Raw genomic sequence first — 14,479 nt, 5'->3', positions numbered from 1 at the left:
CACGTTAAAGCTGGGGATCGACCGATTCACCAGTTCGCGCGAAACGTCTTGTCGCGACAAGGGAATAACATTACGAAGAATCGCTATTCAGGGGACATTGCATGTCGCGCAATCTTCAATCCGTTTGTTTTCTCGCCTCCACCGCGCCAGAGGCTCAAGCGGCGCAGGAAGAGCTTATTGGCCTCTACGGCCAGACATCGCAGGAAGATGCGGATATTGTCGTGGCTCTCGGCGGCGATGGTTTCATGCTGCAGACGCTGCACAAGACGATGAATACCGGCAAACGCGTCTATGGGATGAATCGCGGCTCCATCGGCTTCCTGATGAACGACTACCGCACGGACGGTTTGGCTGAGCGCATCGAAGCAGCCGTCGAAAACGCGTTTCACCCCCTGCAGATGACCACACGCAATGCCGACGGCAGCTCCTGCGTCGCGCTCGCCATCAATGAAGTGTCGCTGTTTCGTCAATCCTATCAGACGGCAAAGCTTAAGGTGGAGATCGACGGGCGGGTCCGCCTGCCGGAACTGATCTGCGACGGGCTGATGGTAACGACGCCGGCGGGCTCCACCGCTTACAATCTTTCCGCCCATGGCCCGATCCTGCCGCTGGAAGCGCCGCTGCTTGCCATGACGCCCGTCAGCGCCTTCCGCCCCCGCCGCTGGCGCGGCGCGCTCCTTCCCAACAGAGTGACGGTCGACATCACCGTGCTTGAGGCAGAGAAGCGCCCCGTCAATGCCGCCGCAGACAATACCGAAGTCAAATCGGTTCTCGGCATTCAGATTCGCCAGAGCGAGGATACGACGGCCCGCATTCTCTCCGATCCGGACAGGTCATGGTCGGACAGGATCCTGGCAGAACAGTTTTCGGATTGACCGAGCTATCTGCATCAGGCCCAAGAGACCGGAAGCAGCCGGCCAGAATGCACCATGAAAAAAGCCCCGTCTCCGGGGCTTTTCTATGCATGAAAGGATGCGACCTTATTCGACGTCGTCGACGACGGCATCGGCAGCACCGCTGATGCGATGCGCTAGGGCTGCTTCCATGAACTCATTGAGATCCCCGTCCAGGACGTCGCTCGGCGCCGTGCTGGAAACGCCGGTGCGCAGATCCTTGACCAGCTGGTAAGGCTGCAGGACGTAGGAGCGGATCTGATGACCCCAGCCGATATCCGTCTTGGAGGCGGCTTCGGCATTGGCGGCCTCTTCCCGCTTCATCAATTCGGCCTCGTACATGCGGGCACGCAGCATGTCCCACGCCTTGGCGCGGTTCTTGTGCTGCGAGCGTTCCTGCTGGCATTGCACGACAATCCCGGTCGGGATGTGCGTGATACGCACGGCCGAATCGGTTGTGTTGACGTGCTGACCGCCGGCGCCCGACGAGCGGTAGGTATCGATGCGGCAATCGCTTTCGTTGATCTCGATCTGGATCGAGTCGTCGACGACCGGGTAGACCCAGATCGATGAGAATGACGTGTGACGGCGCGCGTTGCTGTCATATGGCGAAATGCGCACGAGGCGATGCACGCCCGATTCGGTCTTCAGCCAGCCATAGGCATTGTGGCCTTTGACGAGCAGCGTTGCAGACTTGATGCCGGCTTCTTCGCCGTCATGGACTTCCAGCAGCTCCACCTTGAAGCGCTGGCGTTCGGCCCAGCGGGTATACATGCGCAGGAGCATGTTCGCCCAGTCCTGGCTCTCGGTGCCGCCGGCGCCGGAATGGACTTCGAGGTAGGTATCGTTCGAGTCAGCCTCGCCCGACAGCATGGCTTCCACCTGCCGGCGGGCGGCTTCCGCCTTCAAGCCCTTGAGCGCTTCTTCAGCCTCGCGGACGACATCGGCGTCGCCCTCTTCTTCGCCAAGCTCGATCAGCTCGACATTGTCGGCAAGCTGCTGCTCCAGCGCGCGCACGCCACTGATGCCGTCGTCAAGCTGCTGGCGCTCGCGCATCAGCTTCTGCGCCTCAGAAGCGTCGTTCCAGAGGGTCGGATCCTCTGACTTGTTATTCAACCAGTCCAGTCGTCTTACCGCCTGGTCCCAGTCAAAGATGCCTCCTCAGCAGGGTGATAGCCTGCTTGGTTTCATCGACTACTTTCTCGATTTCGGCTCGCATAATCCCACTTCTTCAGTTCACCGCTCAAGACAGCGGTCATCCAATTCAAAGAGTGCTGGTGACATAGATATACATGCCGCTGGTGTAAAGCCCCGCGGCATGTCGATCAGACAAATAGGGTCAGATCAGAAGAGACCGCCGGATCCGGAGGTGACCGCCTGGTTCGCCTGCGGCGAAGTCCTGAGGATTTCCTCAGGCGCCACCTGCGCCGCGGCATCGCCGCCGCCGATGACCTGCAGGCTGGTAGCCGGGCCGGAGCCGGGCTTGAAGGCTTCCATAATGGCATTCGGCTCGCCGGGCTGTGCGGCCATGCCGGTCGCGCGGTTGACCGCAACCATCGTCATGCCGGCCGGAACCTGGAACTTCTCAGGCGCCTCATCCTTGGTGGCGGCCTGCATGAACTCGTTGAAGATCGGCGCGGCAAGGGCGCCGCCGGTGCCGCCGCGGCCGAGCGGGGTCGGCGTATCGTAGCCGATGTAAAGGCCGGCGACGAGGCTCGGCGTGTAGCCGACGAACCAGGCATCCTTCTCATCATTGGTGGTGCCGGTCTTGCCGGCGACATCGGTATTGAGCTTGATCTTGCCGGCGGCCGTGCCGCGGATGATGACGCCCTGCATCATCGACGTGACCTGATAGGCCGTCATAGGATCGAGCACCTGCTCGCGATTGTCGGCGATGACAGGCTCGTCCTGATTCTGCCAGGCGCTAACGTTGCAACTGTCGCAGACGCGTTCCTCATGCTTGAAGATGGTCTTGCCGTAACGGTCCTGGATGCGGTCGATGAGCGTCGGCTTGATCTGTTTGCCACCATTGGCCATGACCGAATAGGCCGAAACCATGCGCAGCACCGTCGTTTCGCCGGCGCCGAGCGACATGGCAAGCACGGGGTTCATATGGTCGTAGATACCGAAGCGCTCGGCATATTCGGCAACCAACGGCATGCCCATATCGGAAGCGAGACGCACCGTCATGAGGTTGCGCGAGTGTTCGATGGCGAAACGAAGCGTATGAACGCCACCACCCTCGCCTTCGTAGTTCGTCGGCTTCCAGACATCGCCATTGCTCAGCGTGATCTGCAGCGGGTCGTCCAGAATGACGGAGGCCGGTGTATAGCCATTATCCATGGCGGCCGCGTAGACGAAAGGCTTGAACGACGAACCGGGCTGCCGCTTGGCCTGCGTTGCACGGTTGAATTCGGACTGCGCGTAGGAGAAGCCGCCGACCATGGCGAGTACGCGGCCGGTATGCGGGTCCATGGCAACGAGACCGCCCTGCACCTTCGGCGGCTGGCGCAGACGGTAGCTGCTCGAATCGGCATTACCGGTCTTTTGCACGTAAATCACATCACCGGGGCTCAATACGCCGCTCGGCGATTTGGCCGACTTGCCGCCGGCCGAGCGATAGGCCCAGCGCATGTCGGCGGGGGAGATCGTGCCGCGTGTCCGCTCCGTCGATACCTTGCCGGCGGCATCGACGCGCGGCTGCAGGCCGATATCAACGCCTTGATCCGATACGGAAAGGACGACGGCGACCCGCCATTCCGGCACGTCGCTCAGGCTTGGAACCTTCGCGAGCTCGACGCCCCAATCCTGTGAGGTGGCAATCTGCTTGAGCGGGCCGCGATAGCCGCGGCGCTCGTCATAATCGATCAGACCATCCTGAAGGGCCTTGCGAGCTTCGAGCTGCATCTGCGGATCGAGCGACGTACGAACGGAAAGGCCACCTTCGTAGAGGGTCTTCTCGCCATATTGGTCGATCAACTGGCGGCGAACTTCCTCGGCAAAATAGTCGGACGCGAAGAGCGACGGGCCGCTCTTCGGCGGCACGACGCCGAGCGGCTGCTTCTTCGCCTCTTCACCGTCGCTCTGGCTGACATAGCCATTCTCGACCATGCGATCGATCACCCAGTTGCGGCGGGTGAGCGCTGCTTCGGCGCGGCGGAAGGGATTATAGTTCGACGGCCCCTTGGGGAGCGATGCCAGATAGGCCGATTCGGCGATGGTCAGTTCGTTGACCGACTTGTCGAAATAGGTGAGCGCAGCGCCGGCGATGCCGTAGGAATTCAGGCCGAAATAGATTTCGTTCAGGTAAAGCTCGAGGATCTTGTCCTTGCTGTAGGCCTGCTCGATGCGGAAGGAGAGAATCGCTTCTTTGATCTTGCGGTCGAAAGTCTGGTCGGCGGACAGCAGGAAGTTCTTGGCGACCTGCTGCGTGATGGTGGACGCGCCGACGAAGCGGCGGCCGGAACCGATATTCTGCAGATTCACGGCCACGGCGCGGATAAGACCGCCGACATCAACGCCGGGATGGTTGTAGAAATTCTTGTCTTCCGCCGAAAGGAAAGCCGCCTTGACGCGATCGGGAATGGCCTGGATCGGCACGAAAAGCCGGTTCTCGCGCGAATATTCCTTCATCAGCGCGCCGTTGCCGGCGTGGATGCGCGTCGTGACCGGCGGCGCGTATTTGGCAAGCACCTCGTAATCGGGCAGTTCCTTCGAGACCACGCTCAGATAGATGGCAGCCGCAGCCGCCACACCCAGAAACAGGAGGCAGCCCAGGCCAAAGAAATATCCAATCAGTCTGATCATCTGATACTACCGGTGCTTGTTCTTCATGCGGCACGTGCGCGAGATCATCGCATAATCACGGGCGTTTTGCACGCTCGCGGCGTGAATGCAAGACGGCAATGGGACAAAGCCGTGCTTCATACGCGAGCAAATGATACTTCGCTGTAACGGCGGGAATGTGAGCAAAATAGGGCCCGACGCCAGCATTCCAATTTCATCCAGTCCTAAAGTACATCGCTGTTACATGGAAGCCACGACGGATCGTCCAATCCGAAGCCATCAGCCGCCATTGGCGATGATGGCCACGCGATATTGCTTCACCGCCTCCGTCAAACGATCGGCGACCTTCTCCCGCCAATTGGCATCGAGCAGCAGCTTTTCATCCTCCTTGTTGGAGAGAAAACCGAGCTCGAGCAGGATCGAGGGCACGTCGGGCGCAGTCAGCACCTGGAAACCCGCATGGCGATGCGGATTGTTGATCATGGCGATCTGGCCGTTGAACGAGGACAATACATCCTGCGCCAGCGAAATGGAGAAGGCTTGAGTCTCGCGGCGTGTCAGATCCATGAGAATATCATTGACGGCGGCCGGCTGCGTCTGAGCCTCGGCGCCGGCGATCTGATCGGAATTGTTTTCACGATCGGCCACCTCGCCGGCAAGACGGTCCGATGCCTTGTCCGAGATGGTATATACGGTCGCGCCGCGGATATCCTTCTGCTTCAGCGTATCGGCATGCAGCGAGATGAAGAGCGAAGCGCGATTCTGCCGGGCGATGGTCACGCGTTCGGACAGCGAGAGATATTGATCCTTATCGCGTGTCAGGAAGGCCTTGATGCCGGGCTGCGCATTCAGCTTGTCGGCAAACATCTTCGCAAATGCGAGCGTAATGTCCTTTTCCTGCGTGACGCCGTCCGTGCCGGTCGCGCCGGCATCGATACCGCCGTGACCGGCATCGACCGCAACGAGGAAGACATTCGGATCGGCTTTCTGCGCCGGCTCGACCGGACCGACGTCCTTGGCGGTATCGTCGCTCGTCCAGCTCTGCTTATTTACAAGCTCGGCAAATTGTTCGGCAGGCAGCATCTCGGCATCCAGCACGAGGCGCTGCCCCTTGCCGCTCTCATCGGCCTGAACCTTGGCCGTGACCAGCTTAACCGGTTTCTTTGCCGTCAGCACGATACGGGCGCTGTCCGCATCCATCGTGCCGTAGCGAATATCCTTGAAGAGGCCGGTCGGCTTCAGACTGCCGGCGGGGAAGCCGAATGCAGTTGATGGGAGATCGACGACGACACGGACGGGATTGTCAAGGTAGTGAACCGTGAAGGTGGGAGCCCGGTCCATGTCGATGACGATACGCGTGCGGGCATCGTCGCCGGCGATGCGGGCGCCATAGGCAAGCACAGAAGCATCCGCCGCCGCTGCGGGCGCAAATGCAGAAACCGAAACGAGAATCACCAGAGCAAAGGCCGCTGCCGCAAATCGCAAAGCCCTCACGCCACTCTCCGCCACATGCCGCAATCCCTTTACCAAGTGCCCAACGCGCCCCATATTGGTTTCGGCGTTGTTTTTGAAGTGCCAATAACGGGAACCAGGTTTGACCTGATGGCTGCATCGGTGATGCGCCGGGAGACGAATCGACAAGACATCCTCCCGCGTCCTCATCATCCGACGAATCCATCAATATTATGGCATACTTGGCTTTTCCCTTGCTATTGTGACAGATAAAACATACAACGCATATTAGGGTAGAAGTGTTGACGGGATAGAGTCGTCGCAAAGGCAGCCGCCTCGAGTACCAGGCGCCAATAAGCGGCATTCATCCGCCGTCTGCAGTACTTCTGCTCGAAACAGTGGATATCTGAATTTCCGGCTTCAAACGGGAAATTCATCGGTGGAAAGCCACCAAACGCTCTTTAGAGAGCACCTTCATCGGACCCATTTGTGGGTCTAAGGCATAGTCGATCTCGCTTGGTTACGGATGTTACCGCAGCAGCTTTTTCAGAAAGTCAACAGACCCCAGGGATATGATGCCCCGGCTGCCGTCTGGATGCTGTCATCGCCGAACCAATCGCGACTTTCATTATCCGGCGCAACAATTGCGGATCACATCCGGCCTGTCCCAGTGACAGGAAGGCCCCCATCCGATTGTCTGCGCCGAGGAGCACAGCTTTCATGGCAGACAAAATGCTTATCGATGCGTCTCACGAGGAAGAGACGCGCGTCGTTGTCGTTCGCGGGAACCGCATAGAAGAATTTGACTTCGAGTCCCAGCACAAGAAGCAGATCCGCGGCAACATCTATCTTGCAAAGGTAACGAGGGTCGAGCCCTCGCTTCAAGCCGCTTTCGTTGACTACGGCGGCAACCGGCACGGCTTCCTGGCCTTTGCGGAAATCCATCCCGATTACTATCAGATCCCGCTGGCCGACCGGCAGGCGCTTTTGAAGGCTGAGGCCGAAGAGCATCGCCGCGACGACGACGTCGAGCATGTCGAAACGGCGCTCGATCTTTCACAGCAGGAACAACCCGATATCGGCATTGTCCCGGCGCAGGCCGAAGAAGCCGCAGTGCCGGCCGCAATCGCGGAACAGACTCCTGCTTCGGAGGCTGTCGAAGCCACCGAAAAGGCAGCGCCTGCCAAGAAGGCAAAGCCGCGCCGCAGCCGCAAGAAGGCCGCAGTTGAAGAAGCCCCCGCCCCTGAAGCGACGGACGCAGTCGATGCGCCGAGCGAGGACGAAGAAGGACCGTCGGGCGAAATGGCGGCGATGGTTGAAACCGATTCGATCTCGGAAGACGTCGCGACCTCCAAGCGTCGCCGCGATGACGACGACGATGATGATGACCATGAAGAGGAAGTGATCGAATCCGTCGGCGCCGAAGACGCGATGGAAGAAGTTCCCGATCGCGCCCAGCGCAAGCCGCGCAAGCAATACCGTATCCAGGAAGTCATCAAGCGCCGCCAGATTCTACTGGTTCAGGTGGCGAAGGAAGAACGCGGCAACAAGGGTGCGGCACTCACCACCTATCTTTCGCTCGCAGGCCGCTATTCGGTTCTCATGCCGAACACGGCGCGCGGCGGCGGCATCTCCCGCAAGATCACCAATCCGCAGGACCGCAAGCGCCTGAAGGAAATCGCCAAGATGCTCGAAGTGCCGCAGGGCATGGGCGTCATCCTGCGTACTGCCGGTGCCAACCGCACCAAGGTCGAGGTCAAGCGCGATTTCGAATATCTGATGCGCCTGTGGGAAAACGTCCGCACGCTGACGCTGGCATCGACGGCTCCTTGCCTCGTCTACGAAGAAGGCAGCCTGATCAAGCGCTCGATCCGCGACCTCTACAACAAGGATATCAGCGAGATCATCGTCTCTGGCGAGGAAGGCTATCGTGAAGCGAAAGACTTCATGAAGATGCTGATGCCGAGCCACGCCAAGGTGGTTCAGCCGTACCGCGACATCCATCCGATCTTCTCGCGTTCCGGCATCGAAGCGCAGCTCGACCGCATGCTGCAGCCGCAGGTCACGCTGAAGTCCGGCGGCTACCTGATCATGAACCAGACGGAAGCGCTGGTTTCGATCGACGTCAACTCCGGCCGCTCGACCCGCGAACATTCGATCGAGGACACCGCGCTCCAGACGAATCTCGAAGCAGCCGACGAAGTGGCTCGCCAGCTTCGCCTGCGCGACCTTGCCGGCCTGATCGTCATCGACTTCATCGACATGGAAGAAAAGCGCAACAATCGCGCCGTCGAGAAGAAGCTGAAGGAATGCCTGAAGAATGACCGCGCCCGCATCCAGGTCGGCCGCATCTCGCATTTCGGCCTTCTGGAAATGTCGCGCCAGCGCATCCGCGCTTCGGTTCTCGAAAGCACGACGCAAATCTGCTCGCATTGCGGCGGCACGGGTCACGTTCGCTCGCAGTCTTCCGTTGCCCTGCATGTCCTGCGCGGCATCGAGGAATATCTGCTCAAGAACACGACGCACGACATCACCGTGCGCACGACGCCGGACATTGCGCTCTATCTGCTCAACCACAAGCGCCAGACGATCATCGATTACGAAAGCCGCTTCGGCGTCGCGATCCTCATCGATGCCGACAATGCCGTTGGCACGCAGCACTTCGCGATCGACCGTGGCGAGCCGGTCGCCAATCCGGTGAAGATCGAAAGCCTGTTCAACTTCGCAGCCATTCCGGACGATGATGACGACGATATCGTCATCGAAGCCGATGAGGATGAAGACGAAGAGTTGGAAGAAAAGGCTGCAAGCGCCGAGCAGCAGCCTGCCGCTCGCTCTGAAAGCAATGATGGCAACCGCAAGCGCAAGCGCCGTCGTCGGCGTCGTGGCCGCGGCAATGATAACCAAGCCGCTCCTGCTTCCGAAGACGGCTCCACGGCCGATATCGCCGATGATGGAGACGAAGGCGACGATGACGAGGATGATGCCGGCGCAGATAACGCTGCATCCGCTGGCGGCGACGATGACGCGCAGCAGAAGCGCAAGCGCCGTCGCCGCGGCAAGCGTGGTGGCCGGCGTAATCGTGAAAACGAAGGCAACGAACAGGCCGCTGCAGGCGAGGAAACCGGTTCCGACGAAGCTGATGAGAATGATGCCGAAGACGGCGACGAAGCAACCGTAACGGTGGCCGAGATCGCGGTCGCCGAAGGCGAAGCTGCCGTCGAGGCGCAGCCCGCCATGGCAGCGGTCGAAACCGCAGCAGCCGTCACCGAAGACATCAAGCCCGCCAAGGGCCGCGGTCGTCGCAAGGCAAAGGCCATCGAGGCATCGCCCGTCGAGACGCCCGCGGTTGACGAAGCGCCGGCAGCGGATGTCGAAATCGAAGCGGTCGCCGAGACCACCGAAGCTTTGGACAATTCGGCGGAAGCGGCAACGCCCGAAGCGACTGAGGATGCAGTCAAGCCGGCCCGAGCCAATCGCGAATCGAACGTTTCCTCCTCTGCTCCAGTGGTAAAATCCACTCGCACCAATGAAGGTGGCGAGAGCGACGGAGAGTCGGCGAAGCCGAAGAAGGCCGGCTGGTGGCAGCGCCGCGGCTTCTTTTAAGAAAACCGACTGAGAATAATTTGACAAAAATCCGGCCGTGGCGACGCGGCCGGATTTTTCGTTTCCGTTGCACGATTTATTCGTCAGTCATGCCCAAGCACTGAACAGATCGAGGCCAAAGCGTACAGCTCGTCGACTTGCGAAAGCACTTTCGCAAGCTCGCACAAGCTGTTTATTGCGGATTCTATTTCAGCCACGCCGCCATGCGTTCGGTGGCTTCCTCGATCTCGGCATTCGAGCCGGCATAGGAGAAGCGCATCGCGCGATGTCCTTCAACGGGATCGAAATCGAGGCCGGGCGTGGCGGCGACATTGATTTCCGCCAGCATCTTTTGCGCGAAGACCATGCTGTCGTTCGTGAAGCGGCTGACATCGACATAGGCGTAGAAAGCGCCATCCATGGGCGAGGCAATGTGAAAGCCGATTTCCGGCAGCCGGCGCATGAGGAAATCGCGGTTGCGGCCGTAGCTCTCACGATAGACATCCAATTCGGCACCTGCGCCGAGCGCTGCCTCGGCGGCGATCTGCGACAATTCCGGCGCGGAGATATAAAGGCTCTGGGCCACACGTTCGACGGGGCGGACCAGCCGCTCCGGCAAGACCATCCAGCCGATGCGCCAGCCGGTCATGCAATAATATTTCGAGAAGGAATTGATGACGATCGCCTCGTCCGTCAGTTCCAGCGCGCTCGTCTCCTCGCCGACGAAGGTCAGCCCGTGGTAGATTTCATCGGAGATGAAGGCGATGGAGCGATCGGCGCAATAATCCGCCAGCGCCTTCAAAGCCGCCCTGCCCGTCACCGTGCCTGTGGGATTGGCTGGGCTTGCCAGCAGCACGCCCTTCAGTCGCTTACCGCTCGCCGCTTGTGCTGCCTCCAAGCTCTCGGGCGTGAGTGTAAACTGCGTCTCCTCGGTGACCGGAACCTCGACGACATCGAGACCGAGTGCGGCAAGGATGTTGCGATAGGCCGGATAGCCCGGCCGTGCGATGGCGACGCTGTCGCCGGCATCGAACAAAGTCAGAAAGGCAAGGTTGAAGCCGGCCGACGATCCGGTCGTGATCGCAATGCGCTTCGGATCGATGCTGAGGCCGTGGTGTGCCTGGTAATGGGTGGAAAGTGCCTGCCGCAGGGCTAGAGTGCCGAGCGCATCCGTATAGCCGATGCGGCCATGGCCGAGAGCCGCACGCGCAGCCTCCAACGCCGCCTGAGGTGCGGGATGAGACGGCTGTCCGACGGCCATGGAAATGACCGCATGTCCGGCTTGGCGTCTCCGCGTCGCTTCCGCCAGTACATCCATGGCATGGAAGGGTTCGACGTCGCTGCGCTTGGATAGGGAAAACAAGGTCAATTCTCTCTCGGATCGGATAGGCAAGCGACATTTGCAGCAATATCGGCTCGTTCACAATCCTGCGATTGCGGCTTTGTCGTGAAAATTCCTGTTTCTGGAAATAAGGACGCACCGTAAATTGTCGATGCCTATTTGCGGATGTTAACCCGACGATGCTATGGCGCATCCGAGAATGACGTCTCCGATCAGATCCAACGAGGACCCAATGACCTTTTCTCTCAAAAGCCTGCTGACGGTTTCGGCGATTGCCCTGACAGCGTCCTTCGCCACAATCCAGCCGGCCGCGGCGCTGGACGACCAGCAGAAGAAGGAGATCGGGAATTTCATCAAGGAGTATCTCGTCGAGCATCCGGAGGTGCTGCTGGATGCGCAGGCGGCGCTCGAAAAGAAGCAGGACGAAGCCCGGATCGCACAGTCGTCGCAGGTGATCACACAGAACAAGGACGCGATCTTCAATTCCAAGGATGATGTCGCCATCGGCAATCCGAAGGGCGATATCACCGTTGTCGAGTTCTTCGACTATAACTGCACCTATTGCCGGCATGCGCTTGGCGACATGGACAAGCTCCTGCAGCAGGACAAGAATGTTCGCTTCGTGCTGAAGGAGTTCCCGATCCTTGGCCAGGATTCGGTAGCAGCCTCCCGGGTTTCCAGCGCGTTCCGCCTGCTCGCACCGGAAAAATATGCCGAATTCCATCATAAGCTGCTGGGCAGCGACGGCCGCGCCTCCGAGGACACGGCCATCGATGTCGCCACCTCGCTTGGTGTCAGCGAAGCGGCCATCCGCGCCGAAATGGCAAAAGCGCCGAATACCGCCATGATCAAGGCCACCTACCAGCTTGCTACCGATCTCGGCGTCAACGGCACACCCGCCTACGTCATCGGCAACGAGATGATTTCCGGCGCGGTTGGCCTCGATGCCATCAAGGAGAAGATCGCCAACGTACGCAGTTGCGGCAAGACGAGCTGCTGAGCGGCGCAAAAATGCCAAAATCGCGGCGTTTCCACATCTAGAGGCGCGCAACCTTCTCACCGGGGCTTTCCTATAGGGCCTCGGGAGTCTATAGGTTGCGCTGCACTTTGACGGAACCACTGATGGCGCAAACTATTTTCGTCCTTAACGGACCCAATTTAAATGCTCTCGGCAAGCGCGAGCCGGGCATCTATGGCGGCAAGACGCTCAAGGATATCGAAGCCGACTGCAAGTCCGTCGGTGAAAGCCTGGGCTTCGTTGTCGATTTCCGGCAGAGCAATCACGAAGGCGTGCTGGTGGACTGGATCCATGAAGCCGGCGACAAGGCCGTCGGTGTCGCGATCAATCCCGGCGCCTACGGTCACACGTCGATCGCCTTACACGATGCGATCCGCGCCATCTCCATTCCCGTCGTGGAGGTGCATATTTCAAACATCCACGCACGCGAAGAATTCCGGCACAAATCGATGATCGCGCCCGCTGCAAAGGGCATGATCTGCGGTTTCGGACCTCATAGCTACATCCTGGCGCTGCAAGCGCTAAAATCCATCACCCAATAACAAAAATACAGGGCAAGAAATCCAATGGCTGAAAAGAAATCGGGTATCGACCAGGCGCTGATTCGCGACCTCGCCAATATTCTCAACGACACGGATCTGACCGAGATCGAAGTCGAACAGGAAGATTTGCGCATCCGCGTGTCGCGCGCCGGCGCGACGCAATATGTTCAGGCGCCGATTGCCGCCCCGGTCGCCTATGCCGCTCCCGCCGCCGCTGCAGCAGCACCGGCCACTGCTGCTCCGGCAAGCAACGCCCGCAATCCCGACAACGTCGTCAGCGCGCCCATGGTCGGCACTGCCTACCTGGCGCCGGCACCGGGCTCTGCTGCCTTCATCCAGGTCGGCGCGTCCGTCAAGGAAGGGCAGACGCTGCTCATCATCGAAGCCATGAAGACGATGAACCAGATTCCCGCGCCGAAGTCCGGAACGGTGACTGAAATTCTCGTTCAGGACGGTCGTCCGGTCGAGTACGGCGAAGCCCTGGTCGTCATCGAGTAAGGTCGGCCCATGCCCATTATTTCGAAGATTCTCATAGCCAATCGCGGAGAGATCGCTCTGCGCGTGCTGCGCGCCTGCAAGGAGCTTGGCATTGCGACCGTTGCGGTGCATTCGACCGCTGACGGCGACGCGATGCATGTGCGTCTGGCGGATGAAAGCGTTTGCATCGGCCCGCCGCCGTCGCGCGACAGCTATCTCAACATCCACCAGATTGTTGCCGCCTGTGAAATCACCGGCGCGGACGCCGTGCATCCCGGCTATGGCTTCCTTTCGGAAAACGCCAAGTTCGCCGATATTCTCGATGCACACGGCATCACCTTCATCGGTCCGACGGCGGAGCATATCCGCATCATGGGCGACAAGATCACTGCCAAGACCACGGCGCAGCAGCTCGGCATTCCGGTTGTCCCCGGCTCCGACGGCGAAGTGAAGACCGAGGCGGATGCGCTGAAGACGGCGCGCGAAATCGGCTATCCGGTTCTCATCAAGGCAACCGCCGGCGGCGGCGGCCGCGGCATGAAGGTTGCCCGCACGGAAGAGGACCTGATCGAGGCATGGTCGACGGCCCGCACGGAGGCCGCAGCAGCCTTCGGCAACGAATCCGTCTATATGGAAAAATATCTCGGCAAGCCGCGCCACATCGAAATCCAGGTTTTCGGTGACGGTGAAGGCAACGCCATCCATCTCGGTGAACGCGACTGCTCACTGCAGCGCCGCCACCAGAAGGTCTGGGAAGAAGCCAACTCCCCGGCACTCAACGTCGAACAGCGCATGAAGATCGGCCAGATCTGCGCCGACGCGATGAAGAAGCTGAAATATCGCGGCGCCGGCACTATCGAGTTCCTTTATGAGAACGGCGAGTTCTATTTCATCGAAATGAACACGCGCCTGCAGGTGGAACATCCGGTCACGGAAGCGATCACAGGCATCGACCTCGTGCACGAGCAGATCCGCGTCGCTTCCGGCGGTGGTCTTTCGGTCACGCAGGATGAGGTGCATTTCCAAGGCCATGCCATCGAATGCCGCATCAATGCCGAGGACGCGCGTACCTTTGTCCCCTCGCCCGGCACGATCACCCATTTCCATGCGCCTGGCGGCCTCGGAGTCCGTATCGATTCCGGCGCCTATCAGGGCTACAAGATCCCTCCCTATTACGACAGCCTCATCGGCAAGCTGATCGTGCACGGGCGCACCCGCGTCGAATGCATGATGCGCCTGCGCCGCGCGCTGGACGAATTCGTGGTGGATGGCATCAAGACCACCCTGCCGCTCTTCCAGGATCTAGTTTCCAACCAGGATATCGCCAACGGCGATTACGATATCCACTGGTTGGAAAACTACCTGGCAAACACATCGGCCTAGC

General features: G+C 59.9%; 10 protein-coding genes. 6 read left to right on the top strand and 4 right to left on the bottom strand.

What is annotated here, in order from left to right; genetic code table 11:
- The first annotated feature begins 101 nt into the window (after nucleotides 1-101).
- Complete coding sequence (locus tag ACK83U_RS05360) at nucleotides 102-875, top strand: NAD kinase (RefSeq protein ID WP_112410567.1); 774 nt, start codon at nucleotides 102-104, stop codon at nucleotides 873-875.
- A 105-nt stretch (nucleotides 876-980) separates the two neighbouring features.
- Here ACK83U_RS05360 and prfB read toward each other — a convergent pair.
- The 3 genes from prfB to ACK83U_RS05345 all read right to left on the bottom strand — a co-directional run bounded on the left by prfB (nucleotide 981) and on the right by ACK83U_RS05345 (nucleotide 6,209).
- Nucleotides 981-2,112 (bottom strand): peptide chain release factor 2 gene (gene prfB / locus ACK83U_RS05355; RefSeq protein WP_112607078.1). Its coding sequence is split into 2 segments (ribosomal slippage): nucleotides 981-2,042 and nucleotides 2,044-2,112, totalling 1,131 coding nucleotides; the frame shifts between segments, so codons are not numbered across the junction.
- Between the two features lie 125 nt (nucleotides 2,113-2,237).
- The gene (locus ACK83U_RS05350) at nucleotides 2,238-4,700 is read right to left on the bottom strand and encodes a penicillin-binding protein 1A (RefSeq protein ID WP_112607080.1); all 2,463 of its coding nucleotides are present in this window, start codon (nucleotides 4,698-4,700) and stop codon (nucleotides 2,238-2,240) included.
- Nucleotides 4,701-4,958: 258 nt separating this feature from the next.
- Entirely contained in the window at nucleotides 4,959-6,209 is a 1,251-nt protein-coding gene (locus tag ACK83U_RS05345; RefSeq protein WP_412474835.1) for an N-acetylmuramoyl-L-alanine amidase, read from the bottom strand.
- 642 nt (nucleotides 6,210-6,851) lie between these two features.
- Between ACK83U_RS05345 and ACK83U_RS05340 the strand changes: the two genes are divergently transcribed.
- Complete coding sequence (locus ACK83U_RS05340; protein WP_112607084.1) at nucleotides 6,852-9,737, top strand: Rne/Rng family ribonuclease; 2,886 nt, start codon at nucleotides 6,852-6,854, stop codon at nucleotides 9,735-9,737.
- Nucleotides 9,738-9,921: 184 nt separating this feature from the next.
- Here the strand turns inward: ACK83U_RS05340 and ACK83U_RS05335 are convergent, their stop codons facing one another.
- Nucleotides 9,922-11,079 carry a pyridoxal phosphate-dependent aminotransferase gene (locus ACK83U_RS05335; protein ID WP_112607596.1) on the bottom strand — a complete coding sequence of 386 codons (1,158 nt, stop codon included), beginning with the start codon at nucleotides 11,077-11,079 and terminating at the stop codon, nucleotides 9,922-9,924.
- A 211-nt stretch (nucleotides 11,080-11,290) separates the two neighbouring features.
- On the opposite strand from ACK83U_RS05335, the gene ACK83U_RS05330 reads away from it, so the two are divergent.
- The 4 genes from ACK83U_RS05330 (at nucleotide 11,291) to accC (ending at nucleotide 14,478) form a co-directional block, all read left to right on the top strand.
- Nucleotides 11,291-12,058, top strand: coding sequence for a DsbA family protein (locus ACK83U_RS05330; protein ID WP_112607086.1), 768 nt, complete (start codon nucleotides 11,291-11,293; stop codon nucleotides 12,056-12,058).
- Nucleotides 12,059-12,180: 122 nt separating this feature from the next.
- Complete coding sequence (aroQ, locus tag ACK83U_RS05325; protein ID WP_015339571.1) at nucleotides 12,181-12,618, top strand: type II 3-dehydroquinate dehydratase; 438 nt, start codon at nucleotides 12,181-12,183, stop codon at nucleotides 12,616-12,618.
- Between the two features lie 24 nt (nucleotides 12,619-12,642).
- Nucleotides 12,643-13,116 carry an acetyl-CoA carboxylase biotin carboxyl carrier protein gene (accB, locus tag ACK83U_RS05320; protein WP_112607088.1) on the top strand — a complete coding sequence of 158 codons (474 nt, stop codon included), beginning with the start codon at nucleotides 12,643-12,645 and terminating at the stop codon, nucleotides 13,114-13,116.
- A 9-nt stretch (nucleotides 13,117-13,125) separates the two neighbouring features.
- Nucleotides 13,126-14,478 (top strand): acetyl-CoA carboxylase biotin carboxylase subunit, encoded by a 1,353-nt coding sequence (gene accC, locus ACK83U_RS05315; protein WP_112337486.1) that lies wholly within the window; start codon nucleotides 13,126-13,128, stop codon nucleotides 14,476-14,478.
- Nucleotide 14,479 lies beyond the last annotated feature (1 nt).

This window comes from Rhizobium sp. WW22, assembly GCF_047041135.1.
In the GTDB taxonomy this organism is placed as follows: domain Bacteria; phylum Pseudomonadota; class Alphaproteobacteria; order Rhizobiales; family Rhizobiaceae; genus Rhizobium.
Note: the sequence above shows the minus strand (reverse complement) of the source record. Positions and strands in the feature narration are given on the sequence as shown.